Annotated in this window: 25 protein-coding genes; 11 read left to right on the top strand and 14 right to left on the bottom strand. The window is 45.3% G+C overall.

The genetic code is table 11. The annotated features are described in order from the left end of the window. Positions 1-11: 11 nt before the first annotated feature. The 5 genes from HRU69_00960 to HRU69_00940 all read left to right on the top strand — a co-directional run bounded on the left by HRU69_00960 (position 12) and on the right by HRU69_00940 (position 3707). Positions 12-971, top strand: coding sequence for a TonB family protein (locus HRU69_00960; GenBank protein ID QOI96130.1), 960 nt, complete (start codon positions 12-14; stop codon positions 969-971). A gap of 1 nt (position 972) precedes the next feature. After that, on the top strand, positions 973-1377 hold the full coding sequence (locus HRU69_00955) for a RidA family protein (protein QOI96129.1): 405 nt from the start codon (positions 973-975) through the stop codon (positions 1375-1377). Positions 1378-1575: 198 nt separating this feature from the next. After that, positions 1576-2010, top strand: coding sequence for a hypothetical protein (locus HRU69_00950; GenBank protein QOI96128.1), 435 nt, complete (start codon positions 1576-1578; stop codon positions 2008-2010). 270 nt (positions 2011-2280) lie between these two features. Continuing rightward, entirely contained in the window at positions 2281-2484 is a 204-nt protein-coding gene (locus HRU69_00945; GenBank protein ID QOI96127.1) for a hypothetical protein, read from the top strand. 101 nt (positions 2485-2585) lie between these two features. Continuing rightward, positions 2586-3707 carry a 6-bladed beta-propeller gene (locus HRU69_00940; protein ID QOI96126.1) on the top strand — a complete coding sequence of 374 codons (1122 nt, stop codon included), beginning with the start codon at positions 2586-2588 and terminating at the stop codon, positions 3705-3707. Positions 3708-3818: 111 nt separating this feature from the next. On the opposite strand, the gene HRU69_00935 is transcribed toward HRU69_00940, so the two are convergent. Together HRU69_00935 and HRU69_00930 are read right to left on the bottom strand one after the other, a co-directional pair. Further along, positions 3819-4145 (bottom strand): iron-sulfur cluster assembly accessory protein, encoded by a 327-nt coding sequence (locus tag HRU69_00935; protein ID QOI96125.1) that lies wholly within the window; start codon positions 4143-4145, stop codon positions 3819-3821. 12 nt (positions 4146-4157) lie between these two features. Further along, entirely contained in the window at positions 4158-4565 is a 408-nt protein-coding gene (locus HRU69_00930; GenBank protein QOI98790.1) for a hypothetical protein, read from the bottom strand. A 77-nt stretch (positions 4566-4642) separates the two neighbouring features. Between HRU69_00930 and mce the strand changes: the two genes are divergently transcribed. Continuing rightward, entirely contained in the window at positions 4643-5050 is a 408-nt protein-coding gene (mce, locus tag HRU69_00925) for a methylmalonyl-CoA epimerase (GenBank protein ID QOI96124.1), read from the top strand. Here mce and HRU69_00920 read toward each other — a convergent pair. Next, a complete protein-coding gene (locus tag HRU69_00920; GenBank protein ID QOI96123.1) occupies positions 5037-5201 on the bottom strand; it encodes a hypothetical protein in 165 nt (54 codons plus the stop codon). The genes mce and HRU69_00920 overlap by 14 nt on opposite strands. Before the next feature lie 129 nt (positions 5202-5330). Between HRU69_00920 and thiL the strand changes: the two genes are divergently transcribed. Next, positions 5331-6365, top strand: coding sequence for a thiamine-phosphate kinase (gene thiL, locus HRU69_00915; protein QOI96122.1), 1035 nt, complete (start codon positions 5331-5333; stop codon positions 6363-6365). On the opposite strand, the gene HRU69_00910 is transcribed toward thiL, so the two are convergent. Further along, entirely contained in the window at positions 6353-9526 is a 3174-nt protein-coding gene (locus tag HRU69_00910; GenBank protein QOI96121.1) for a hypothetical protein, read from the bottom strand. The two genes, thiL and HRU69_00910, sit on opposite strands and share 13 nt — an antisense overlap. After that, a complete protein-coding gene (locus HRU69_00905; protein ID QOI96120.1) occupies positions 9526-9894 on the bottom strand; it encodes a hypothetical protein in 369 nt (122 codons plus the stop codon). Before HRU69_00905 ends, HRU69_00910 begins: the two co-directional genes overlap by 1 nt. A 94-nt stretch (positions 9895-9988) precedes the next feature. Here HRU69_00905 and HRU69_00900 point away from each other — a divergent pair, with 94 nt between their 5' ends. Next, complete coding sequence (locus HRU69_00900; GenBank protein ID QOI96119.1) at positions 9989-12826, top strand: glycosyl hydrolase; 2838 nt, start codon at positions 9989-9991, stop codon at positions 12824-12826. A gap of 330 nt (positions 12827-13156) precedes the next feature. On the opposite strand, the gene HRU69_00895 is transcribed toward HRU69_00900, so the two are convergent. Beyond that, a complete protein-coding gene (locus HRU69_00895; protein ID QOI96118.1) occupies positions 13157-13747 on the bottom strand; it encodes a DUF479 domain-containing protein in 591 nt (196 codons plus the stop codon). A gap of 147 nt (positions 13748-13894) precedes the next feature. Here HRU69_00895 and HRU69_00890 point away from each other — a divergent pair, with 147 nt between their 5' ends. The 3 genes from HRU69_00890 to HRU69_00880 all read left to right on the top strand — a co-directional run bounded on the left by HRU69_00890 (position 13895) and on the right by HRU69_00880 (position 16618). Continuing rightward, on the top strand, positions 13895-14287 hold the full coding sequence (locus HRU69_00890) for a TerB family tellurite resistance protein (protein ID QOI96117.1): 393 nt from the start codon (positions 13895-13897) through the stop codon (positions 14285-14287). Positions 14288-14296: 9 nt separating this feature from the next. Further along, positions 14297-15571 carry an amidohydrolase family protein gene (locus tag HRU69_00885; protein QOI96116.1) on the top strand — a complete coding sequence of 425 codons (1275 nt, stop codon included), beginning with the start codon at positions 14297-14299 and terminating at the stop codon, positions 15569-15571. Between the two features lie 114 nt (positions 15572-15685). Continuing rightward, complete coding sequence (locus tag HRU69_00880) at positions 15686-16618, top strand: tetratricopeptide repeat protein (protein ID QOI96115.1); 933 nt, start codon at positions 15686-15688, stop codon at positions 16616-16618. Positions 16619-16624: 6 nt separating this feature from the next. On the opposite strand, the gene HRU69_00875 is transcribed toward HRU69_00880, so the two are convergent. The 8 genes from HRU69_00875 to nrfD all read right to left on the bottom strand — a co-directional run bounded on the left by HRU69_00875 (position 16625) and on the right by nrfD (position 26978). After that, positions 16625-17200: a DUF2911 domain-containing protein gene (locus HRU69_00875; protein ID QOI96114.1), complete on the bottom strand. Its 576-nt coding sequence runs from the start codon at positions 17198-17200 to the stop codon at positions 16625-16627. Positions 17201-17263: 63 nt separating this feature from the next. Beyond that, entirely contained in the window at positions 17264-17758 is a 495-nt protein-coding gene (locus tag HRU69_00870; GenBank protein ID QOI96113.1) for a DUF3347 domain-containing protein, read from the bottom strand. Between the two features lie 87 nt (positions 17759-17845). Beyond that, positions 17846-19537 carry an efflux RND transporter periplasmic adaptor subunit gene (locus HRU69_00865; protein QOI96112.1) on the bottom strand — a complete coding sequence of 564 codons (1692 nt, stop codon included), beginning with the start codon at positions 19535-19537 and terminating at the stop codon, positions 17846-17848. 19 nt (positions 19538-19556) lie between these two features. Continuing rightward, positions 19557-20990 carry a TolC family protein gene (locus tag HRU69_00860; GenBank protein ID QOI96111.1) on the bottom strand — a complete coding sequence of 478 codons (1434 nt, stop codon included), beginning with the start codon at positions 20988-20990 and terminating at the stop codon, positions 19557-19559. A gap of 8 nt (positions 20991-20998) precedes the next feature. Continuing rightward, positions 20999-24766 (bottom strand): efflux RND transporter permease subunit, encoded by a 3768-nt coding sequence (locus HRU69_00855; protein QOI96110.1) that lies wholly within the window; start codon positions 24764-24766, stop codon positions 20999-21001. 76 nt (positions 24767-24842) lie between these two features. After that, positions 24843-25250, bottom strand: coding sequence for a hypothetical protein (locus HRU69_00850; GenBank protein ID QOI96109.1), 408 nt, complete (start codon positions 25248-25250; stop codon positions 24843-24845). A gap of 166 nt (positions 25251-25416) precedes the next feature. After that, positions 25417-25752: a carboxymuconolactone decarboxylase family protein gene (locus tag HRU69_00845; protein QOI96108.1), complete on the bottom strand. Its 336-nt coding sequence runs from the start codon at positions 25750-25752 to the stop codon at positions 25417-25419. Continuing rightward, positions 25749-26978: a polysulfide reductase NrfD gene (nrfD, locus tag HRU69_00840; GenBank protein QOI96107.1), complete on the bottom strand. Its 1230-nt coding sequence runs from the start codon at positions 26976-26978 to the stop codon at positions 25749-25751. The genes HRU69_00845 and nrfD overlap by 4 nt, the downstream gene beginning before the upstream one ends. Between the last annotated feature and the right edge of the window lie 4 nt (positions 26979-26982).

Here is a 26982-nt window from a genome sequence, read left to right as displayed (position 1 = left end):
AAGCAGAATTTATGAAGTACTATACATTTCTTATCAAGTTTGTTTTTCTTTCAAATTTTATTTCAGCACAAAGCAGACTTTATTACGATAAGGCTGACCTGGTTACAACTGAGATGAATTGTTACTATTTCAAAGAGGGACAAATAGTTTCAGGTTCGGAGAGGACATTTAAAGATACAGTGAAAGCATATTATTGTTCTTCTAAAAAAAGTCGATCGATTGAAGTGTTTAATTCCCAGGGGATTCAGAATGGATTTAGCCTTTATTATTACGAAAATGGCTCCCTCAAAGAACGTGCTTACTTTAAATTGGGTGCTCGTTTTGGTATAGCAACTGAATATTATGAGAGCGGGAAAGCCAAAGCAATACTTGCGTATTCTGAGGCCGGCACTTTTGACTTGACGTATCCATTTAAATATAGGCTTTTAAGCTGCTGGGACACGGCAGGTGTTCAAACGGTCACCAACTCCAATGGATATTGTAACTATTACTCAGAGCTTTTAGGTAAACAGATTATAGAATCAGGAAAAATTGTGAACGGGCTTAGGGATTCAACATGGACCATCCGGTTTCCAAATCATAACGAGTATTTGATTGAGGACTATTCATTGGGAAAATTCATAAAAGGTAAAAGAGTAATGGATGGGCAGGTTGTATCTGAGTATAATGAATTTCAAACTCAAGCTGAGATTGATGGAGGACTGAATGTGTTTTATAATCGTATAATGAATGAATTGAAGTATCCAAGAATCTCTAGAAACAATGGAGTTGAGGGAAAAGTGTTTGTGGAATTTATCATCAATGAATCCGGACTCTTATCGGAATTTAATGTAGTTAGTTCTCCGAATAAGGAACTTGCGGATGAAGCAATACGGGTAGTTAAACTTTCGCCAAAATGGAATCCGGCCAGGATCAGGGGATTTCCAATTAGGTCTCGGTATGTTGTGCCGGTTACTTTTAAATTAGGATAATATGTATTCCGATAAAGCCCCCGAACCCGTTGGTGCTTACCCGCATGCGCGCAGGGTGGGCAACCTGCTGTTCTTATCCGGGGTGGGCCCCCGAAAGAGAGGATCAAAGGAAATTCCGGGCGTAACGCTGGATGCCAACGGAAATAGTATTGCTTACAATATCGAAGAGCAGTGCCACTCGGTGTTTCAGAATGTGCGCTACATCCTGGAGGCTTCCGGCTCGCGATGGGAAAACCTGGTGGATGTAACCGTGTTCCTGACCAATATGAAGGATGATTTTCCGGTATTCAATAAAATTTATGCGGAATACTTTAAGGACAATCAGCCCTGCCGCACTACAGTGGAAGTGAATGCGCTGCCCACACCCATTGCTATTGAATTAAAGTGTATTGCTACAGTTGATTAAACCGCAAAACTCTCCCCGCAGCCGCAGGTGCGCGAGGCGTTCGGGTTGATGAACTGAAAGCCCTTGCCGTTTTGAGGAAATCAATTAGGATCAGTTTGACTATATGTTGATGGTGTGCACCTGAATATTACTAATGCACATGCACTATCTCAGTAATTTGTATATTTAGATAACAAGCTAAACCTAAATGTAAAAGGTATGAGTAAGAAGGCGTCAATCTGTACAATTCTTTTTTTTATTGTTTGTTCTTCTAAAGGATGGTCTCAGATAATTTACTCTCTTAATCAGGCTATTGACATTGCCCTTGAGCAATCGCCAGTTGGGCGTTCAAACGAAACAAGAAAGGAAACGCGCTATTGGCAGTACCGTGTCTTTCGTTCCAATTACAACCCGCAGTTGCGGTTAGAGGGAAATTTACCTGATTATAACCGTGATTTTTTCAAAAACCGTTTAGATGATGGTACCATTCGTTTTCAGGAGCGGCAACAAACCACAGGCGTCCTAAATCTTGGGCTGCTTCAACCGTTGGCTGTTACTGGTGGTACCTTGTCGGTAAACACAAACCTGAGTCGTTACAATGATTTTTTATTCGATATTAACCAGTGGAACAGTACCCTTATTAATATTCGCTGATGTATGGTTTGGCCTGGTTTTGTCAAAATTTTTCGTGTGTGTGTGTGTGTAAATAGGCGCCAAAAACCATTTTTTTGGTTTGGCGGCACACTAAATTACCGGGCCGTAAGCATGTGCTTTTACCTGCAAAATTGATTTGCTCAATAACACAACCGGTTATTACTTCGGTATACCAATTCGCCCCTGCATACTTCACCGGCCGGTAATCCGAAAGGGTAGCCGGTGAGGGGCTCCGGAGGGGGTGGGTGGATATCTTAATTCTATATCCTTATGAAGAAATCATCTAAAGTTTTGAAAATTGCAGTCACAGGACTTTTTGTTGTTGGACTTGTTATGCAAACAATGCCGTATATCCACGCTAGTGTGGATAAAGGGACACTAATGGGCAATCCAGAAGGTACACAGTTTTGCTGTGCAGCGGGTACGAATGATTGTGGTGCCGTACGGTGTGGCAGTGGTGGGAATAATGAATAATGTAAAAGAACAAGAAGACCTACGGGGTCTTCTTGTTTTTTGGAAGCAAAGTAATTTCTGTATTCAAGTAATAAGTGCGACAAACTACTAAGCAATACCCTATGAACAGAATCTTTTTATGCTTGTTAACTTTACTCATTGGCTGTGCAAAGAAAGAATCAGATAAGAATAGTATTGAATCAATACATATAACCGAAATGTTTGAATCGCGAATCACTTTGAGCCGCATAGCACAGATTGATTCATTTAAAGTTATTAATGTCGGAGGTTTTCATGATTTAGGGGAGGTTAAGTATGCTTTCCCTTTTTTTGGAGGTTGGATTATTCATTCAACTTCACCGGCAATTGTTAGCCTGCTGAACCATCGTTGCGAAGTGACCCAACAGGTTGTACCGGATTTCAGGCTTGGCGAAATAACCAGTATTGCTGTATCAGACAGGAAAGTCTTCATATTGGATCGGACGGCCAAGAAGATTCATCAATACAATGATTTACTGCAATGGGAACGTACAGTTGTAATTCCGGTTTTTGCCCAGTCATTTAGCATTCTTCGTAATGGAGTAGTTATTTTATATACAGGAAATGAAGTTACCGAATATAACCAAGGCAAGTTGGTGATCTATAATATGGAAGATGGGATGGTTTTAAAAGACCTGATTCCGGTTTCGGAGAAACTACGGAAATACTTTAATTTTTTGACTGGGTATCACTTTCCGGAATCCAAAGGAGAAATTTTTTTTTGGGACAGTGCTATCAATAACATATACACGGTTGATGAAGATGGGGTGCAACTTGCTTATCAGCTCGATTACGGGGCATGGAGTCTCCCGCAAAAATTTTATGATGAAGCTGATTTCGACAATGCTTACGATTTTGTAACGAAACTCCGTAATCAGCAGTATGCTTTTCGCCATTTTAGAGTGCTGATCAATGATGCATTTATACTGCTCACATTTGAAAAAGGAGGCGATTACCTCACTTCTCTATTCAACCGCAAGACTGGTCATACAATTACTTTTTCCGGATTGACAGATGACATACAATTTCATCAATCACTTGATGACATCAAATTAATATTCTTTGTGAATCTTTATAAACAAAGTTCCTTCATAGGTTTTATACCTGTTGAACTGCTTGCGAACACGGAAGGTGGTATAAACCCAGTCAATGACGTTGTTCCGGGTAATGCGGTTCTGGTGTTTGGTAGGTTTAAAACATTTTAGTTTATATGTTTTCAATATAATCCAAGTCAATACTACACGATCTTGGTTACTGATAATATTTTGTGATATATTATGAACCCATCACTAGCATATCTGCACTACTGAGATTTCCTAAACTGCAAAACTCTCCCCGCAGCCGCAGGTGCGCGAGGCGTTCGGGTTGATGAACTGAAAGCCCTTGCCGTTGAGGCCGTCCGAAAAATCGAGGGTGGTGCCCAGCAGGTACAGCAAACTTTTTTTATCGACCAGAATTTTAATACCCTTGTCTTCAAACACCTGGTCGGCCGGGTTAATGGATTCATCGAACGACAGATCGTACATCAGTCCCGAACAGCCCCCGCCTTTTACTGACACACGGATGTTGGGCTCGGAAACTTTTCCTTCCTGCTTCCGCAATTCTATAATCTTATCCTTCGCTTTTTCAGTTACGCTAATCATAGATCATTCAACCTAAGACACCGGATTCAATACAACACTAAAAACGGTTATCGTGTTCATGTCGCGGCCGTAATACAATTTTTGCAGCGCATCCATAATGTTGCCGGCCCGGAAGTACGAGGTATGCAGTTCGCGCTCGCCTTTGGCCACCCACTGGATGGTGTAGCTGTTTTCTTTTTCCTTATAGTTCTGCACGTAGTTGAGCATTTTCTTCAGGGCGTCCAGTTTATCCGTTCCTGTTTCGGAGTGAAACAAAAACGCCTGGTTGTGCCGCGGGTTGATGGTAATCAGGTCCAGCTTTACCTTGCGGTCAACGGTACTGTATTCAAATACGAGGTCAGCCGTTCGCAGCCCCAGGTAGTCTTTAATTTCCTGCTGGATGCGGGCGGCTTCTACGTGCATTTCGCTGGTGGTTTCTATCATGGATGTGGGTTTCAAGGCAAAAACTTTTCAAAGCCCGTAAAAGTTCTGACTTTGGTGTACAAAATTAGGCAATAATGAAGAAACTTGAGCATATCGGTATTGCGGTAAAGAACCTGGAACAGGCCAATAAGCTGTTTGCCAACCTGCTTGGACGGGAGCATTATAAGATTGAGTCGGTTGAATCGGAAGGAGTCAAAACCTCGTTTTTTGAACTTGGCGGAGTGAAAATTGAATTGCTGGAAGCCACGACCACCAACTCGGCCATCAATAAATTCATTGAAAAGCGTGGAGAAGGGATTCATCACCTTGCTTTTGAGGTGGAAGACATCCGGGCAAGCATAAAACACTACCAGCAACTTGGGTTTCAACTCATCGGTAACGAGCCAAAAAAAGGTGCAGACAACAAACTGATTTGTTTTCTGCACCCGAAGTCAACGCAGGGGGTTTTAATCGAGCTGTGCCAGGAAATTACCGGCCCTTAGGCAACTCCATGGTATTGCGCTGACCAAACTGGATCGAGTTGTAGTACTTCAGTTTTTTCTTCCCTTCGCGCGTTTCATAATACGGTTTGGGTACCGTTGAACATGAACTGAACAGGATTAAAGCCACGACAATCCACATCAGCCATTTCATACTGCTTTACTTTTGGGCATAGATACAGGCTTGCCAAAAATCAAATCTTTCAAATCGGGTTATAATCTTACTTTTGCCTGACGAACCGCCTGCCGCACCGGCAAACAGGCGGTTACAACCGGTAAACACATGGCAGAAAAGCGAACAGAAATTGGCGAACTGGGTGAATTTGGGCTCATTGAGCGTATCCATCAGCAGGTTAAGCTGGGCAACACATCCTCTATAAAGGGCATTGGCGATGATGCAGCCGTTATTGCGTGTGGAAATGAGTATTTGCTGTGGTCAACCGATTTGCTTGCCGAAGGCGTTCATTTCGATTTGGCTTTTACACCGCTGCAGCACCTGGGCCATAAGGCTGTAAGTGTTAACGTATCGGACATTGCTGCCATGAATGGCAAGGCCGAACAAATTCTGGTGAGTGTGGCCCTGAGCAACCGGTTTTCGGTTGAGGCGGTTGATGCGCTGTACTCGGGTATCCGCGCTGCGTGCGACCAATACAACGTTGATCTGGTAGGTGGCGACACCACAGCTTCGCGGTCGGGATTGGTCATTTCAGTAAGCGTGCTGGGCCGTGTTGCAAAGGATAAGGTTGTGTACCGCAGCGGGGCTAAACCAAACGATATTATTTGTGTAACCGGAGATTTAGGGGCAGCGTATACCGGGCTTCAGATACTGGAACGCGAGAAAGAAGTTTTTCTATCCAACCCCAACATGCAGCCCGGCCTGGAAAAATACCAGTATATGGTAGGCCGGCAATTGCGGCCCATTGCGCGTACCGATATGGTGTTTGAACTGGAAGAGCTGGGTGTTAAACCCACGGCCATGATTGATATTTCGGACGGGCTGGCTTCCGAGCTTTTTCATATCGGAAGAAGTTCAAATGCAGGTGTGCGGATTTTTGAAGATAAAATTCCGCTGGATGCCGAAACGTACAATACGGCAGCACTTGAATTTAAAATTGACCCGGTAACCTGCGCCCTGAATGGCGGTGAAGATTACGAGTTACTTTTCACCATTTCACCCAGTGATGCAGATAAAATAAAAAACCACCCCGATGTGCACATGATTGGCTATGTGCATGATAAGCCGAAAGAATTTTTGCTGATAACAAAGCAAGGAAATGCAGTGCCTTTAACGGCACAGGGGTGGGATCATTTCAGATGATTAGCCAGCGGCAGGTAAATCCGGAACTCTGTGCCGGCATTTTCTTCGCTGTGTATTTCCAGTGTTCCTTCGTTCAGTTCAATGAATTTACGGCACAAGATCAGGCCGAGGCCTGTACCCTTTTCGTTGGCCGTACCTTTTTTCAGCACTACGTGCTCATGGTTTAATACACGCCTCAGGTAATCTTCACTCATGCCGATTCCCTGATCCGTAACGGTAATGATGGCCTGGTTGTGATTTTTACCGGTTACTAACTTTACAAGTTTCCCTTCCGGAGTAAACTTAATCGCGTTAGAAACAACGTTTCGCAGAGCAACGTACACCATGTTTTCATCGGCATGAACATAAATATCTTCGTCTGTCTGAAACTCAAATTCAATCCGCTTACGCAAAGCGGTAGGCTGGTACAGGTGATAGATTTTGGTGAGTAAATTCTTCACCGAAAAATCAACCGCATGGCGGTTGATGCTTCCGGTTTGCGAGAGCGACCAATACAGGGTATTGTCAATCAGGTCGAGTGCGCTGCTAACGGAGTTGCGAATGTTTCGTGCGTACTGATTGATTTGCTCGGGCGAAAGCTGAACCGGGGTATCGGTTAATAATGATAAGAAACCTTTTAAGGTGGTTAGGGGCGATCGGAGATCATGTGAAAGTATGGAGAAGATCAAATCTTTTTTTTCGTTCAGGGCCTGCAGCTCGGCCCTGGATTTTTCGATTTCGGAGGTTCGCTCCATCAGTAATTTTTCAAGCCGTTCTTTGTTGCGCCTGCTGGTAATGGCCTGGATGCGGAATACCCCGAGTGTGACTCCGATAAGCAGCGTTGCAACAATGCCCATAAACCAGGTTTGTTTCCAAAAAGGCGGTTTGATGATAAGTTGCAGGGGTGCGGTTTCACTGAATTGATCATTGTTCTGAACACGCACCCTGAACGTATAATTTCCTTCTTTAATGTTGGGGTATGTTGCCTCCGAAGCAATTGACTGAATCCACATCGGATCATGACCTTCGAGTTTGTATTCAACGGTATAATTGCGTGGATTGCTGTAATCGGGTATCAGGTAATGTATAGTAAGCGATTTATTACCTTCCGGAAGTTCTATCAGGTTCTGTTGCCGGAGGTTGATATAGAAGTTGCTGGGCGCATTGCTGTAATTGGTAATACTGAGAAGAACAGGTGTTGGTAAGGTTTCGCGAAGTTTAATATCCTCTGATTTAAAAATATTGATGCCGTTAATGCCACCCATTACAAAGGCATTGTCATGTGTTCTCAAAAAAGCCAGCCGGTTAAATTCCAGGGCTTGTACGCCTTCTTCGGGCAGAAACGTCCGTATTTCGGTAGTTGCCGGATCATACTGCAGGATGCCCTGGTTGGTACTCATCCAGATTAATCCCTCTCTATCGGGCAATGTGCAATACACCGTATTGGTGTTCAGTTCAGAGATGTTAACACGTTGGGTGAGTTGCGCTTCCTGGTTTTGTTCCGTTAGCGGAAGTCTCCACACTCCGTTATTAAACGAGCTGATCCACAAATACCCGTTAAACTCCTCAAAAGCTAATACCATAAAATACGAACCGTCCGGACGGGTCGGCTGGCGTTCAACCGGGAAGTAAGTGAAAGTGGAGTCTGGATTAAGAAGCGAAACCCCTCCCTGCGCCCCAACCCAGATGCGCTGGCGGGAGTCAATAAAAAATGCTGTGGCGCCAAAAACGGGGTTGTTGCCGGCCTGATCGTTGAAGTTTTTGAAAACTTTTTGGCGGCCTGTAGTCAAATCGTAAATTCGAAAGGAACCTCCGGCAATAAAATACAGGTAGTTTTCTTTTTTCAGAAGTTGACGGATCAGAACATTTTCAAGTTCTGGCCCGATTGAAAACCGGGTAAATGTTTTTTTCTTACGATCCATAACAACTGCCCCGGCCGATGTGCCAATCAATAACTTGTCCTTCGACAACGGCTGCAGGCATGCGGGCATTAATGTTTTGTTTAAGCCCGGTATAGTTATTTTAACCCGCTCTACGGTTCCTTCTTTCCTATTCAGAAAATTAATGAATCCGCCATCCGTTCCGATTAACACGGTGCCATCTTCTTCCTCAAACAGGCACCGCACCATTCTGTCGGACAGGGAATTGATGTTGTTCGGATCGTGGGTGATGTGTTGGAACTGGATTTTGAGGCGATCGTATTTGTTCAATGCCCCGGTGGTTGCAATCCAAATGATGCCTGTTTTATCTTCAATAATTGCATTGCAGTTGTCGCTGCTTAATGAGTGGGCTTGTGTCGGATCTTTGGTGATTCGCCTGATGGTATCGGTATTTGGATCGTAAAGTACTAACCCGCCCGCCTTGGTCAGAATCCACATAACACCGTGCCGGTCGGCATAAATCCGGTTAATGCGGTTAAAGAAAGGTGCCGTGTTGGTGTTGAAATGCTTTATGAATTGCCTGGTCTTTAAATCATATACCAGCATACCCACCTTTTCGGTGCCGATGTATAAGGTTTCGTTAACTGCATAAAGAGCTGTTACTCTTCCATGCGAGGTAAAATCCACGTTGCCCCAGCGCAACATCACCGAGTCGGTTACCCGGTTATTCTGTACCTCAAAAATTTTCCGGTGGTCGCCAATGTAAAGTTTGTTACCATGGGGTAGCAGGTAAGAGGTGCGAATGCTTTTGTATCCGGATACGGAGCTGCGTTTAAGGGTATCATCATGAAGTTGAAACAAACCGCTGTTAAACGATGCTACCCATATAATTCCATCGGGAGTCAGAGCCAGCTGGTTGATGATGGGTATGCCGCCTTTGGTAGGTAATCGCTTAAGTTCGTTGGTGTTGTAATTATAGGCTACGATACCCAGATTTCGTGTACCGATAAGTATCCGGTTACGGGTTGAATCGTAGAGCAAGCAGGTTACTTCCTGATTATGAATTGAACCGGAATCCGCCAACGTGGTGTAGTGGGTAAACCGGTAGCCATCATAGGAGAATATACCGTTTGCCGCCATCCAGATAAGTCCCGCGCGGTCTTGTATTACATCGGTTAGTTCGGCTGACCGGATGGTGCCGGGTGGTATTACCTGTTCAAAAGCGGGTGGGGTATCGGGTATTTGAGCAAATCCTGACAGGGGGGGTATCCAGAATAATATGATGGCCAACGTGCCCCTCATTAGTCTATCGGATATGGAATAAATACAAAATTGGTAAACTCCTTATCCACTACAAACAAGCAGCAAAATTCATCAGGGTCTTTATAAGCTTTTTTGAATTCATCAGTTTTCGATTCATCCACCAGGCCCCGCTGAACAAATTCGTCCAGATAGGAGGCGTAATAATTCCAGGTGGTGTGAGCCAAATCTTTATCAATCAGCAACTGGCCGATGGGCTGCTCGTCCTTGCATATCGGAAAAATCGGGTGATCGGAAAAACCGCGGGTGCGAATCTGGTACGAAGCCTCCTTTACCGAATCGGCCACTTTTACAAAGTCGCCCGAAATGGTGCCCAGGTATTTCCCGCTCAACTCCGGATCGTTATGCATATCGTGTAATTGAACCGCTAAAATAATATGTTCCGCTATGTCCGTCAGGTCAAACTTATAATTCCCTATTTTCGGTGCACAAACCTTATCGGATATGAAAAACCTGCTACCTGTTATCCTTGGCTTCTTCGCCATTTCAGTATCGGCTCAACCCACCAGCGAGGCCGACTGGACAACCTCGATGCAGAAGCGGAAAGGCCTGGCGGCACAATCCATTTTAAAAGAATACCCTGTCCGCAATATCGGGCCTACCATTCAGGGTGGCCGCATTGTGGATATTGAGGTGAACCTTAAAAACACCAACGAGTATTACCTGGCGTTTGGATCAGGCGGTATTTTCAGAACTAGGAACAACGGCATTACCTTCGAACCGGTTTTCGATAACAACGATGCATTAGGTATTGGCGACTTTGCGCTATCGCAGACCAATACAGAAATACTCTATGCAGGCACGGGCGAAAAAAACAGCAGCCGCTCAACCTATGCCGGCAGCGGCATCTACAAAACCTCCGATGGCGGCAAAACCTGGCAGCACCTGGGGCTTGCCGGTACGCAACACATCGGTCGGGTGGTTATTCATCCGGCTGACAACAACACCGTTTGGGTTGCAGCGGTTGGCCCGCTGTACACCAACAGCCCGAACCGGGGCGTGTACAAGACCACCGATGGCGGAAAGACCTGGAAGAAAACATTATTTGTGAACGACAGCACCGGGATTATTGATCTGGTGGTTAATCCACAAAACCCCAATCAACTGCTGGCGGCTGCATGGGAGAAGGATCGCAAGGCCTGGAACTTTAAAGAATCAGGTGCGGCATCGGCCATCTACCGTTCTGATGATGGCGGTGAATCATGGGCAAAATCAATAGCCGGTTTTCCACAAGGTAAACAGGTGGGGCGCATCGGGCTCGATGTATGCAACAGCAAACCCAACATCGTCTATGCCATTCTTGATAACCAAAGTGAGATTCCGCAAACCGAAAAACCAAAGGATGATGGTAAGCTGAAACTGACCGATTTCAAATCCATTTCGAAGGATGATTTTCTGAAACTGGATGATAAAAAGCTGGATGAATTTCTTCGGGAGAGTCGCTTTCCGCAAAAGTACGATGCGCGTAAAGTGAAGCAGGAAATCCGTGAAGGCAAGTATCAGCCCAAAGCCATTTACGATTACCTGGGTGGCGATGCCAATGCCAATTTGTTTAATGCAAAAATTATTGGTGCGGAAGTTTACCGTTCTGATGACTTCGGGGCAACCTGGAAGAAGATGAACAGTTATGATCTGGACGGAGTATTCTTTACCTACGGCTATTACTTTGCCGAGATGCGCGTTGATCCTTCCAATGCCGATAAGATTTACATCTATGGTGTGCCCATGCTTAAATCAAACGATGGTGGCGTTACCTGGCACCGGCTGGATACACTGCGTGGCGAACAGGATATCCATGTTGACCATCATGCGTTGTGGATCAACCCAACCAACGGTAAACACATGTTACTGGGCAACGATGGCGGTTTGTATGTAACCTATGATGAGGGCGCTTACTGGAAGCATGTTAACAACATGCCGGTGGGCCAGTTTTATACGGTGAACGTGGATATGGAAATACCTTACAACGTATATGGCGGTTTGCAGGACAATGGCGTGCTGAAGGGTTCGTCAAAATCCGAACCCAACGTTTCGAAACATTGGGAGTACATTGGCGGTGGCGATGGCATGTACGTGGCGCCCGACCCGCGGAACAGTCGCCTGGTGTACTGGGGCTTTCAGTTCGGCAATTATTTCCGTACTGAACAAGGTAAGCAGCCGGCCCGCATTACACCACGGCACGACATTGGTGAACCGGCTTACCGCTGGAACTGGCGCACCCCGTTGTTGTTGAGTAAACACAACCCCGACATTGTGTACATGGCGGCCAACAAAGTATTTCGCAGCTTAAACAAAGGCGATAACTGGGAGGCTATAAGCGATGACCTGACTAAAAACAAACCGCAGGGCGATGTGCCCTTTTCAACCGTCAGTGCACTGGCCGAGTCGCCATTGAAATTCGGGTTGCTGTATGCCGGTACCGATGACGGTAACCTGTGGGTGAGCCGAAACGGAGGAGGAAGTTGGGAAAACATTTCGGCCGGGTTGCCGGCCAATAAATGGGTAAGCAGCGTATCGCCTTCGCCACACCAGGAAGGAACCGTGTTTGTTTCGCTCAACGGCTACCGCGATGACGACTTTAGTACCTATTTGTTTATGAGTACCGACTACGGAAAAACCTGGAAGAGTGTTAAAGGAAACTTGCCCGAGTCGGTAGCCAATGTGATTATTCAGGATCCGGTTAATCCTGATCTGCTTTACTGCGGACTGGACAACGGAACCTACGTTTCCCTGGATAAAGGAACAACCTGGCATTTCTTTAACGGGATGCTAAACGTGGCAACATACGATATGATGGTTCATCCCCGCGACAATGAGTTGGTTGTGGGTACTCATGGCCGAAGTGTTTTTGTTGCCAATGTGAAGCCCCTGCAGGCCTTGAAAAATGGGGGTGTTAATAAAGGAATTGTGGCGTTTGCCGGTGCGGAAAGTATCCGGTTTAACGAACGCTGGGGCGAAAAACCCTACCCGTGGGCCGATGCCAACGAACCGAAAGTAAGTTTCCTGTATTATGTGGGTAAACCGGTTGCTGAAGTTGGTGTTGAGGTTTACGATGAAAAAAATGTGCTTGTCAGGAAATTCAGCGCGGTTGGTTCAGCCGGTTTTCATACGGTAAGCTGGGATGTTAAAATTTCACCACCCGCGGCACCTGCTCCGAAAGGAAAAGGTGCTAAGCCCGTGCCTGCAACCGATACCGCTGTGAAGTATGCCGGCAAAGGCAAGTATAAAATCAAGTTTGTAAATGGCAGCGAATCAAGCGAAGTGAGTGTTGAAATTAAGTAGGCTGATAATACGCAAATACAACTAGGAGCCATCTCAAAAATAAACATAACCACAAAGTTCGCTAAGTACACACAAAGAACACGAAGAAATACAATATGCTGACCTCTTTCTTTGTGACCTTTGCGTTTTCTTTGTGCTAGTTTGTGGTTAACCTGATTTTTGAGATGGCTTCTACAAAATCTTCGTCCGCTCAACGAGCGACCTCAGCATAACAAACCACCTGGCGTCCTGAGCTTGCGATGGGCCTTTGATTAAACAGCATGAGACTATGTGTAAAGTGCCCGAATTAATCGAGTTGCACAGTTGGTGGTTAAATTCGTAAAATAAAAATTAGCGGTGGGCATCGAGCCAGGCCTTGCTAAAAGCAGCTAGTTCGGGAAAGAACTGGTCGAACTCACTTTTGAAATCGGTGTACGATTGGCGCAGGTCCTCAATGGCTTCATCCATTTTTGATTCGTATGGCGTTCTGCGCGCCATGCCGCTCAAAGCACGGTGGATACCTTCCAGTTGGGCGTAATTCACCAGCCAGTTGCCTTTGGTCATGTAGGGCATCATAAACTTTACTTCGCGCGGCAGGATGGACTCATGCTGATCGATAAGCCGGTAAACCTGTTCGGCATAGTCGGGTAAAAATTCGGGGTGGTACTCATCCCACTGCCGGGCCAGGAAGTGGTCATAAAAAATGTCAACAATTACACCTGAATAATGACGGTATTTCGGGCGGAGGCGGTTTTTGCTGTGTGTTACCTGCTGGTGGCTGTCGGTAAATTCATCAATAGCGCGGTGCAGTTCAATGCCTTTGGCAATGTCCGGCTCAAATTGTTCGGCCAGGTTCCGGCCTTTCACAAAATCGCCAATAAAGTTTCCCACCATTATTTTAGGGTTGTTGCCGGATAAATAAAGGTGTGCGAGAAAATTCATGAGGTCAAGATAATAGTCCATAGTCAATAGTTCATAGTCCATTAGTTCGTAGTCTGGTAAACTCTTGCCAGGCTATGGACTATCTACTATAAACTATTGACTATCGAAAAACAATTCCCCATCTTCCAAGTTCAAAATCAACTAATCATGGCGTTACCGCAACTTAAACTGCTTGTAAATCTGGCCCGCATTGATGGCGAGGTGGCTGAGCGTGAAAAGAAATACATCACCAACATCGGGTTGGCCAATGGAGTGCCGCTGGCAGATGTGGTGCAACTGCTTGAAAAAAGTCATGATAATATTGACCTGGGCAACCTTACGGCTGAGCAAAAATTTTCGTATCTGCTGAGCCTGGTACAGTTGATGAAGATTGATGAACGGCTCTACCAGGAGGAGATACGATATTGTTCGCAGGTAGCCGCCAAACTGGGCTATGACCAAACCGTAATGTTCGATATGATGCTGCATGTGCGCGAAACCATGGAAGAACACGAAAAAAAGGCCCTGCGCGATTTAACAGAGAAGTATTTATCGAAATAAACAAAACCTATGAAGAAGTTTTTACCCCTTATTTTTCTTTGCGTTATTACACTGCTTTACGGCCAGCGAACCATTATCCACTGTGGTAACCTGATTGACGGCAAAGCCAATGACGTGCAGCCGCAGATGACCTTGGTTGTTGAAGGAAATAAAATCACAAAAGTTGAAAAGGGATTTACCAAACCCGGCACAACCGATAAGCTGATCGACCTGAGTAAAAAGACGGTAATGCCCGGACTCATCGATTTGCATGTGCACCTGGAAGGCGAAACCAATAAAGATCAGGCCCTGCAGCGGTTTACCTCAAACAAGGCGGATGTGGCCTTTCGTTCAACGGTATATGCCAGGAAAACCCTGCTGGCCGGCTTTACCACCGTACGCGATTTAGGAGGCAGTGGGGTTAATACTTCATTACGAAATGCGATTAACCAGGGTCTGGTGGTCGGGCCGCGGATTTTTTCTGTAGGAAAATCAATCGGAACAACCGGAGGACATGCTGACCCAACCAACGGTTACCGTGAAGATTTGATGGGCGACCCCGGACCCAAAGAAGGTGTGATTAACTCTCCGGAGGAGGCACGACAGGCAGTGCGCCAGCGCTACAAGGACGGCAGCGACCTGATAAAGATTACCGCTACGGGTGGCGTGTTAAGTCTCGCTAAAGATGGCAGTGGTCCGCAGTTTACCATGGATGAACTGAAAGCCATTGTGGAAACCGCTAAAGATTACGGTATGCACACCGCTGCCCATGCACATGGCACTGAAGGCATGAAGCGGGCAGTACTGGCGGGTATTACCACCATTGAACACGGCACTATGATGACCGAAGAGATTATGGACCTGATGAAGGAGAAAGGAACGTATTATGTGCCAACCATTTCGGCCGGAAAGTTTGTAGCCGATAAGGCGAAAGAGCCCGGTTATTATCACCCACTGGTTACGCCTAAAGCGCTGGCTATCGGGCCGCAAATTCAGGAAACCTTTGGTAAAGCCTATAAGCGGGGTGTAAAGATTGCATTTGGTACCGATGCCGGAGTTTTTCCGCACGGTGAAAACGGAAAAGAATTTACCTACATGGTGGAGGCAGGTATGCCGGCTATGGAAGCGATTAAATCAGCAACCGTGGTGGCGGCTGAAGTAGTGGGTATGAGTGATAAAATCGGAACGATTGAAACCGGTAAACTGGCCGATATTGTAGCCACTGATGACAACCCGTTGCGGAACATTAAAACCATGGAGAAAGTAAGTTTTGTGATGAAGGAGGGTGTGGTTTATCTTCAGTAGTTTTGATTTAGGATTTACGATTTCAGATTGATAGTGTGCGTTACCTTCTGAAGTAAAAATCGTAAATCGTCAATCTAAAATTTGTAACTCCTAATGCGATATTCAAACAATACTATGTATAGAAATACATTCATACTTCTGCTGATTTTTTGTGCGTGCGCTACGCCAGAAAAAAAATCCGAACCATCACCCGTCCTCACCGGCCTGGATGGTAAGCAATACTTTGAACCCGAACGAAGCCCGGCAGCACAAGCCCGGCTCGACAGCAACCTGCATGTAGCGCAGAAAAATTTTGAGGCTGATCCTTCCGAAGAAAACTCTATCTGGCTGGGGCGCAGGCAGGCCTATCTGTATCGGTATAATGAAGCCATTAAAACATTCACCGAAGGATTGGAAAAATACCCCAATTCCTACAAACTGTTTCGTCATCGCGGGCACCGCTACATTACTGTTAGGGATTTTGATAAAGCCATTGCCGACTTGCAGATGGCTGCTTCGCTGATGCCCCGCCAGCCACTGGAAATTGAACCGGATGGTCAACCCAATAAGTTGAATCTGCCACTTTCGAATACACAATTTAATGTGTGGTATCATTTAGGCCTGGCGCATTACCTGAAGGGTGATTATGAAAGTGCCGAGAAGGCATACCTGCAATGCCTGGATGTTTCGGATAATGATGACCTGATTACCGCAACAGCCGACTGGCTGTATATGACCTACCGGAGAATGGGTAAAAAAGAGGAAGCTGCAAAGGTGCTTGAATTGATTAAAGAGAACATGAACATCGTTGAAAATGACTCGTATTACCTGCGGTTGCAGATGTATAAGGGTATGATTCCGCCTGATGATTTACTGAAAGTCAGCAATAGCAATGAGGATGTTGACCTGGCGCTGGCTACGCAGGGCTATGGTGTTGGCAACTGGTATCTGTGCGAAGGCGATACTACCCGCGCAGTTGAGATTTTTAAACAAGTTACTTCAGGGAAGCATTTTGCCGCCTTTGGGTTTATTGCCGCGGAGGCGGATTTGAATCGAATCTTAAAATAATATTGGCTAAAATTTCAGTGGAATAGTAATCCTGATTTTTTCCCAACTGATCTGCAAGGTGCCTTCCTTAGCTGAAATAGTCTTAATAGCATACAGGAGACGCTCCTGGGTTTCTTCCAGTTTTTCGGGTGTAACAGTTATTCGCAGTAAATCTTCCGAAACTTTATAGTCATCAGCTAAATGCTGGTCCCAGTTCTTGTTAAGAATGAATGTCCAGGTTTCTGTACCCGGAATCGTAAAAATAGCATACCTGCCAGCGGGTATGCTTTGATTGCCGATAATGAAGTTCTTATCAATTTCGAATAAAGTAGCACGATGCGCCCCCGTAACCCAGACTTCATTATATGGAACTAAACCACCCCAGATAACCCGACCCTTAACCACAGGTGCAGTGTACTTGATGGTGATGTGTGCACCGCCAACCATAGCATGCGTTTCTTTAGGCAAGCTCTTTTTCAAGGTATCGGCATCAGCGGTTGCAGGTGCCGTGGTGTGGTGCTCGTGATTTTCGGCTGATTCTTTTTTCGATTGACACGCAACCAGGCTTGCAAAAACGAGAACAGGGTAGAGGAGGCATCGCATAATTTTTACCGTATAAAAATCACCCCGCAGATCGTTATCAACAATCTGCAGGAAGATTGAATCTTAGTTTATTTCTTCTTTAACTGAACCACAGCGTAACATCGAAGCACCAAAGTATGGATTCAATACCTGCTTCTCGTTGCTCAGCCAAAATGCGCCTTTGTCGTTAAAGGCCATCGGACAGTACTGCTTGTAGATGGTCATGCCTGCACCACCTGCTTTGGCTGCATCATACAGGTTCATGGATAAGGTTTCGAAGGCAACACGCTGTGCTTCGATATCATCGGTGGAGGCAATGGTGTTCAGCGATTCATTTAATGAATTGGCATAATCTCCGGTAGAAATAACGAGAGCGGCTGCAGCTTCTTTAGCTTTCGCGGCATCATCGCTGACTAGCGCGTCTTTCACATCAAAGTATCCGGTAAGTACGACTTTCAACGCTTCGTTGGTTTCTTTGGTACTGGCTTGTGCTTGTTCGTCAGAAGCTTTTTCTGTTTTTCCGCAGGCTGTCATTATCAGTGCAGCCAAGGCAAATGCTAAAATTGATTTGATTCTCATTATTCGTTTAGTTTATAATTTGACATTGATTTTCGAATCAATATTTATGCCTACCCATCAATATCGATGAATATAATATTTTTTCTGTTAACGTTTCCTGAATACTTCCCGGTTTTCTCCGCACTTCAACATGGAGGCGCCAAAATACGGATTTTTAATCTCTTCGAATTCACTTAACCAGTACGCACCCTTATCATCAAAGGCCATCGGACAATAGGCGCGATATACTTTTTCACTGGACAGCCCGAAAAGTTCAACGGCTTCAAGCAGGTGATCCGAAAGGAGTTCAAAATCTTTACGTTGCACTTCCACATCGGTTTTTGTGCTGATGCCGGTCGCACCTTGATCCATGGGTTTGAGTAACGCCATCCATTCATCATGAGCCCGGCCTTCCAATAATGTCATGTCTACCGCCTTCAGTGCTTTCAGCACTTCTTTTGCTGCTGTAGCTGCAGTTAACGGGTTGGATTCTACCAATGCATTTTTCACATTAAAATAAGTATTAGCTACTGCCGTAAGTTGATCCCTGAAAGCATCCGGTACTTCAAGAGATTTTGTTTCCGGTGAACTCATCATGCTGTAGTTGCCGCTCAATTGGGCGGAGGCATCAATGGAGAATACACCATTGGATACTACTTCTTCTCCAACTTCCAGCCCCTTCTCCACCAGGTATAAATCTTTCATACGTGCACCGAGTGTTATCTCTCTTCGTTCAAAGGCAGGCATTGTGCCTTTCTGTTTTATATATACAATCGAGCGTTTGCCCGTCCAGAGTACGGCTGTTGCTGGAATGGCAAGGCCGCTGACTTTTGCATCCAGTTTGGTTTGCAGTGTAGCGTTTACCAGCATTTCGGGCTTGAGAAGACTTCCGGTATTAGGTACCACGGCACGAACATCAACTGACCGTGTTTCTGTATTCAAAGATGGGTTGATATATTGAATGGTAGCTTTGAATTCTTTTCCCGGAAGTGATGGTACAGTAAAATTGATTGTTGAACCGTTTTTTATCCAGCTTAAATCACTTTCATAGGCATCCAATACAACCCATAAGGAAGACAAATTGGCAACCTCCATCATGATGCTTCCGGTGGAAACGTAATCACCTAAAGCGACCTGGCGTTTGGTAACTACACCCGAAGTTTCAGCATAGACATCCATTGTGGTTGCAACATTACCCGAACTTTCAATTTGCTCGATCTGTTTATCACTGATTTTCCAAAGTCGAAGCTTTTCTTTAGCTGCTTCGTACAGTTGAGGTGATAGGGAAGCCATTTTTTTAGCTTCCAGTAATTCACGTTGAGCCGTTACCAATTCAGGTGAATAAAGAGTTGCCAGTCTTTCTCCTTTTTTTACTTCCTGTCCTTCAAAGTTTACAAAGAGTTTTTCAATCCGCCCGGGAAATTTGGCCGTTACCACGGAGAGCTGTTGTTCGTTGATTTTAATTTTTCCCGTAAGGGAGAGCTCGTTCGCACCTGAGACGGATTTTACCTTCGTGGTTTGAATGTTGGCCATCGCGATGGCTTCTGCTGTCATTTCATGGACAAACGCGTTGGATTGACCGCTTCCACTTTTTGATACGGGTATCAGGTCCATGCCACACAGCGGACATTTACCTGGCCCAGCCTGCCGGATTTGCGGATGCATGGAGCATGTATATTCGCTTGTCGTTTCTGTATTGTGGTCGTGTGTTGCGGATTCCTTTCCTCCAAAGATTAGCCAGCCAAGAACTAATCCAATGGTAATCAGAAGAATGTAAGTGATGATTGATTTTGGTTTCATATTTTTTATCATTGATATATCAATTTGAGTCTATTCCCATAAGTTTTGTTATTCCTGATACAATAACATGTTGTTCAGTCAAGGTTGATATTTGTTGTTGTTGATAATTCAGCAGCGACTGTCGTTGTCGAAGAATCTCCTCTATTCCGTTGCCACCGGTGCTGTAAGTTGTTGTCATCAGGCGGATGACCTGGTTAGTTATTGCTATCTGTTCGGTTAGCAACTCAAGGCGCTTGTTACTGCTTTCGTATTCATACAATAAACTTTCCAGCTCGCTGAGTAACTCAAGTTTGGCAGCTTCCTTGTTCTCAGTAGCTGATTGTTGCAAATATTCTGCTTCTTTACGTTGTGCTGAAAACTTTTTTCGATAGATAGGAAGTGTCATGGTTACCATTGGCATGAACATATTTTCACCACCCATATTTTCATTGAACATTTCATCGAACCGCGGACGGAAAATCATGTACGATAGCCCCACAGCAATCATAGGTCGGCCCATGAGTTTAGCCATGCGTTGTTGTTGCTCGCGAGCCTTCTCATCCCATTCATACATTTTCACCATAGGGTGATTTTGAATGACGGAATCCTGTATTATCGAAAGTGAAGCCGGCAACGGTATTGATGCTAATGTATCAGCCACAACAATGGATTCATGGGCCGGGCGATTGAGCAGATTGTTGAATTTTATTTCCAGGGGTTTCTGTGATGCTTTAAGGATGGATATCCGTGTATCCAGTTCTTTTATCTGGAGCTGAATAAGTAATACATCTACCATTGAGCCCGTTGATCCACCCGACATGCCACCAGTTCCTGTATTGGATGTTGGACTGGGTGAAGTTGTGTTGCTTCCACCCATACCCATGTTAGCCATGCCTGTTGATGAAGTGGAGGGTTGGACGTTTGTGATTTGGTTATTCATTGGAGCACTACCACTGATTCCGGTTTTAAATCGGGTAAGCGCCAGTTGTTCGTAGGTTTTTAATATCTCCTTCTCCTCTTCCAACAGTTTTAACTCCTTATCAACCTGATAGAGCCTGTACCAGCCTACACGCACTTCATGGTAAAGGTTGATTTTTGATTCCTTAAATGAAGTAAATTTCATTTGTGCCATGTAAGTAGCTTCATTTTTTGCGGCACCTTGCGTGCCTATCCAGGGAAACATTTGCATCACGGAAATTTCAGAGAGCTGTTCTCCCATGAAGCGTTCCATGTATAATCCTTCTTTCGAAATGAACATACTGAAGGATAGTTGCGGGTCAGGAAGTGAGCCGGCTTGCGGTACTCTTTCCAGCGCTGAATAGTACTCGTTGTACCTTGCTTTGAGTGATGGGTTGTTCTGACCCGAGATCTTAAGGTACTCATCCAAAGACTGTCCTTGAAGGTGATAAGCAAGAACTATCAAACTGAAGATTAGAGATACCTGATGACTGATAATGAATATTTTTGTTTTCATTTTCATGACTATGGTAATTGTCGGTTGTTAACTTTTCTTTCCTCATTCCAGGAAAATAATACCGGAACTATAAATAAGGTTATAAGGGCCACCGCCATCCCGCCAAAGGAAGGAATGGCCATCGGAATCATAATGTCGGAGCCTCGTCCCGATGATGTCAGTACAGGTAAAAGGGCAAAAAGTGTTGTGGCGGTTGTCATCAAACATGGACGTACCCTGCGCATACCGGCTTCAAGCACTGCTTTGCGTATCCCGCTCACGTTTCCAGGTTTATGTTTCTGTAAACTTTGAGCGAGATAGGTTCCAATCACAACACCATCATCGGTAGCAATACCAAACAGTGCAATGAATCCAACCCATACGGCAACACTCAGGTTGAATGCACGCATCTGAAACAGTTCACGGAAGTTGGTGCCAAAGAAACTGAAGTCCATGAACCAATCCTGACCATACAGCCAAAGCATCATAAAACCTCCCGCAAACGCCATGGCGATAGCGGAGAATATAAAGAGTGATGTGGCCACCGAACGGAACTGGAAATACAAAATCAGGAAGATGGTCAGCAGCGATAATGGGATTACTACAGCTAATCTTTTCTCAGCTCTAACCTGGTTTTCATAACTACCTGAGAATTTGTAGCTCACTCCGGCCGGTACGATCAATTCACCGTTGGCAATTTTATTGTTCAGGAAGCGTTGTGCTTCATCCACTACCGACACTTCTGCGTAACCATCTTTTTTATCGAACAATACATAACCCACCAGAAATGAATCTTCTCCACGAATCATCATTGGGCCGGGACGATAGTTGATGGTGGAAATTTCGCTGAGCGGAATCTGCGCACCGGTTGGGGTTGCAATAAATACTTTGTTGATGGATTCCGGATCGCTGCGCCACTCGCGTGCATAGCGCGCGCGGATGGAGTAACGTTCGCGGCCTTCAACGGTGGTGGTCATACTCATGCTGCCTAATGCCACTTCAATGTATTCCTGCACATCACTTACATTCAATCCGTACCGTGCCATGGCCTTACGATTAAGATCGATTTCCATGTAAGGTTTGCCCAGGGACCGGTCGGCATACACAGCTTCAGGTTTTACGGAGGGAACTTCCTTCAGATGTTTCTCCAGCTTCAGACTGAATGTCTCAACGGTTTTTAGGTCTGGACCATAAACCTTGATACCCATGGGAGCACGCATGCCGGTTTGGAGCATTACTAATCGCGTCTCTATGGGCTGAAGTTTGGGTGCAGAGGTTACCCCGGGAATATTGGCCACCTTTACAATTTCATCCCAGATGTCGTTAGGGCTCTTTATATGATTTCGCCATTGCCGGAAGTATTCACCGGAGTTGTCTTCGATCAGGTTGCTGTTTTCATCACGGACAAAGTTTCCTTCATCATCAACCTTAAACCGCAATTTTCTTCCGTTAACATCCGTGATGTATTCAGATTTATAAAGAATCACATTCTCATACATCGACATCGGAGCGGGATCAAGTGCAGTTTCGGCACGACCCGCTTTCCCGACAACCATTTCTACTTCGGGGATTGCCGTTACCAACATGTCCAGTTGTTGCACTACTTGTTTGTTGGCTTCTACACCGGCATGCGGCATGGAGGTTGGCATCAGTAAAAACGCACCTTCATCCAGGGATGGCATAAACTCTTTACCTATACCGGGGAAGGTATGCGTTAATGAACTCCACACCGAAGTGGTCCGAATATTCCAGCCGATGGCATCAAAACCTTTTTCAACAAAACCAAACACCTTGCTGAAGCCAAGCATAATGTTTAAGCCCAATAGAATGATAAAGACAGGGATCAGCAGGAATTTTACCTTGTTTTCAAGGCACCAGGTTAGAATTCCCGGATAGAAGCGAATGAAGGCGGTGAATCCACCCAGTACCAATCCCATGATGATGAGGATAAACAGGAAGTTCAGGATAATGCTGTTGTGTACACCCAGCGGCAGCCAGGTGGTAGCCAGCAGCCATGATACCGCTACTACAGAAATACCTACGGTAGCCAATTCATGAAAGCGGGAATATTGCTCCTGATAAAAATGATTGAGGATATTATTTACCGCAAACAAGAGCAACGCAACACCTGCCCATGGCAAGTAAACTATCGCGATGAATAATCCCGTTAAAGCGAGTAAGATATTCCCAACAAGTTTGAATCTTCCTTTACCGACCTTCATGCCGAACACCCAGTGGGTGAAGGTGGGCATGATGACAAGTGTGAAGATCAAAGCAGCCACCAAAGCAAATGTTTTTGTATAAGCCAATGGTCCGAACAATTTTCCTTCGGCAGCCTGCAACGTAAATACTGGCAGAAAACTTACAATGGTGGTGGATACGGCCGTGATGATGGCGGATGAAACTTCCGATACGGCATTATAAATTGTAGTGATTAATGGTTGTTCCTTCGGAGCTTCTTCAAGATGTCTCAGTATATTTTCATTGAGAATGATGCCGAGATCGACCATGGTTCCGATGGCAATGGCAATTCCTGAAAGCGCAACAATGTTGGCATCCACATGAAAATATTTCATAAGGATGAAGCACATCAGCACTGCCAATGGTAACAACGCTGAAATCAAAAATGAAGCACGCAGGTTATACACCATCACGATGATTACAATGATGGTGATAAGAATTTGCAGCGTGATGGCATCGTTCAGCGTGCCTAAAGTTTCATAGATGAGTTGTGTGCGATCGTAGAACGGAACGATGGTTACTTTAGAAGTCCTTCCATCGTCTAATTTTTTAGAAGGTAATCCCGGGGCTATTTCCTTGATCTTGTCTTTTACGTGATTGATTACAGCCAATGGGTTATCACCATAGCGGGCAATGACTACACCACCCACTGCTTCCGCTCCACTCTTATCCAAAATCCCCAGCATGGAACGATCAGCAGGACCAAGCGCAACGCGTGCGATGTCTTTAATGCGAACAGGCACATTCTGATTTACCCGCACCACAGCTTCTTCTATGTCTTCAATCTTTTTTACATAGCCGAGCCCGCGAATCAGATACTCCACACGATTTATCTCTACTGTATTAGCGCCAACATCTCTGTTGCTGTTACGCAACGCCAGCATCACTTCCATCATGGAAATGTTGTACGTCTTCATCGCCACTGGATCAAGGTCGACCTGGTACTCTTTGATATGTCCGCCAACACTGACTACTTCGGCAACACCTTCTGCACCGGTGAGTGCATAACGCACATAAAAATCCTGGATGGTACGCAGTTCATGTAAATCCCAACCGCCTGCAGGGTTTCCGTTTTCATCACGACCTTCGAGCGTGTACCAATACACTTGTCCGAGTGCGGTGGCATCGGGTCCAAGTTTGGGTTGAACATCATCCGGCAATAAACCGGACGGCAGGGCACTTAACTTTTCAAGAATTCTTGAGCGACTCCAGTAGTACTCCACATTATCATCGAAAATGATGTAGATAGAAGAGAAGCCAAACATGGATGTGCTGCGGATGGCCTTCACACCTGGCATACCCAGCAACGCTGTAGTCAGTGGATATGTGATTTGATCTTCTACATCCTGAGGAGATCGTCCCATCCACTCCGTGAAAACGATTTGCTGGTTTTCACCAATGTCGGGGATGGCATCCACCGGTACAGGATCTTGCGGCAGAAAACCAATGTTCCAGTTGAAGGGAGCGGTAACCAGGCCCCAGCCTACAATGGCCAGGAGCACAAGCACGGTTACCAGTTTTTGTTCTAAAAAGAATTTTATTATAAGATTGATCATAGTTCTGTTCTAAAGACTTCTTGAAAAGAAAAAAAGAAGACACACCAATCTCATCAAAGAGAATGGCTGAACAGAATCAGATTAAGAATGACTGGTTGGTGATAATGATATCGTGCCCGGTGGGGGCAGGGGGGTGATCTGTAAAATACGATGTTGGAGAAACGGAAGCAGTAGGGATAATTTCAGCCACCACCTGTGTGTGATGAATAACATCTGTGGATGAAAGCACAGGAAGTAAGATGTTTACGGTTGCGCCATTAATATCCTGCGATTCATGAATAAACTGTTCATCATTACAACATCCTTCCATCGCTTTTCGATGACAAGGCGGCAACTGTTGATGTCCGCAGCCATCGGCTTCGTCAAGGAAGGCTACTGCTTTAACAGCACCGCTACAATAGTGCACACCCACATAAAAACTGCTAGAGGCCATCAGCACAAGTGCGGCCAGCAGGAGGGAGGATATGGTGCGGAGCAGTTTCATTATTAAGCAAATGTACGGATTTCGGTGGTTTTGGATTTATAAAGTTATTTCAAACCCTTACAGAATTCATGGAAACCTTCGAAACTGAAACAGAATCGACTGGTTTTTGTCAATTTTCATTGCTAATCACATTTCTTGAAAGAACGAATTTTGCGGGGCCAATGGATCATTTCTTCACAAACTGCTCTTCAATAACACCTAACATGGTCATGGTGGTAGGAAAACCTACCGTGGGTAAAAGCAACAAGGCAACCTGCTCCATTTCTTCCCGTGTCAAACCGGCTGTAATTCCTTTTCGGATATGCGATTTCAGCGCGCTCGTTAAGCGATGACTGCCCGATACTGCAAGTTTCACCAATGCGCGTTCGCGTTCCGTTAAAGGCCCCTGTTCATGCACAGCATCGCCTAATTGCTTGTAGGCTTTGGCTACCTCGGGATACTTTTTTTCGAAATTGGTAAAGAACTTAGGCGGCTTGGGTAATTTCCTGGCAGATTTTTTCATACTGAAATTTTTTCCTGGTAACGAAGTGTTCCGGTTTCAATGCCAATGGCCACTTTGGCAAGCAGCGAAAAAACAAACGCCCCCATGGCCCAGATACCACCGGTTACCCCGATTTCTATCCATGTCGGTGCATACTCAACAATGTTGCCCCAGGCCTCTGGAATAAATCCGGGGATGATCAACCCCATGCCCTTCTCAATCCAGATACCGGTGAACAACATGATACACGCTATGTACAACCACACTCTGTTGTTTCTTAGTTTATGCAAACTTAAAATGGCCGTGGCGGTAAAGCTTAAGCCAATGGCCGTCCAGATGTAGGGAACCAATGCGTTTTTTCCGTGTAATCCAAAAAACAAATACATGGCGCTGCTTCCGTGGTGCGTGGGCCAGTAAAACTCCTTGAATATCTCAGAGCCCAGCATAATGATGTTTATTTGAGCAGCCACGGTGATGACCAGGGCAAGTTTCCGGAAGGTGTTGTCATCAATCTTGTAGTTTGTAAAGCGGTCGATTACGGCAAGCGCAATGACGATAAGTGCCGGTCCTGCCGCAAAAGCTGATGCCAGAAAGCGCGGACCTAACAGTGCGTTGTTCCAATGCGGCCGTGCCGGTAAGCCTGCATACAGAAAGGCTGTAACCAGGTGAATGCCTACGGCCCAGAAAACAGAAATCAAAACACCGGGCAGGTAAAAATTTTTATTGGGTTCTTTGCCCTGGTACCGGCACATTAAAATGTACAGGGGCACGGTAATGTTAATGAAGAGATAACCATTCAACACAATCACATCCCAAGCCAGCATAGAGTTGGGCCAGTTGAATACGCCTATGCCGGGTATCAGATGCCAGGCGCGGATGGGCCCGCCTAAATCAACGGTAACAAAAGCCAGGCACATAATGAGCGCGGCTACGGCCATGCCTTCGCCAATCAGTACCGCTTTTGAAAAGTCCATTTCCTTCAATACGTAGGTAGGTAACACCAACATCACTGCTGCAGCCGCAACACCAACCAGGAAAGTAAAGTTGGAGATGTACAAACCCCAGCTTACGTGGTTGTGCATGCCTGTTACAATTAGTCCATCACGCAACTGAATGTAAAAGCAAAATGCACCCAGCAACATGAAAAAGGTAAGAAAACCCATCCATACATGGTATAATGAATTACCGTGAAGCGCGGTTTTTATTCCGTTAGTTACCAGTGATCTGAAGATTTGCAGCTGTTTCATGCGC

The organism is Flammeovirgaceae bacterium, from assembly GCA_015180985.1.
Taxonomy (GTDB): domain Bacteria; phylum Bacteroidota; class Bacteroidia; order Cytophagales; family Cyclobacteriaceae; genus UBA2336.
This window is presented reverse-complemented; position numbering and strand designations above follow the sequence as displayed.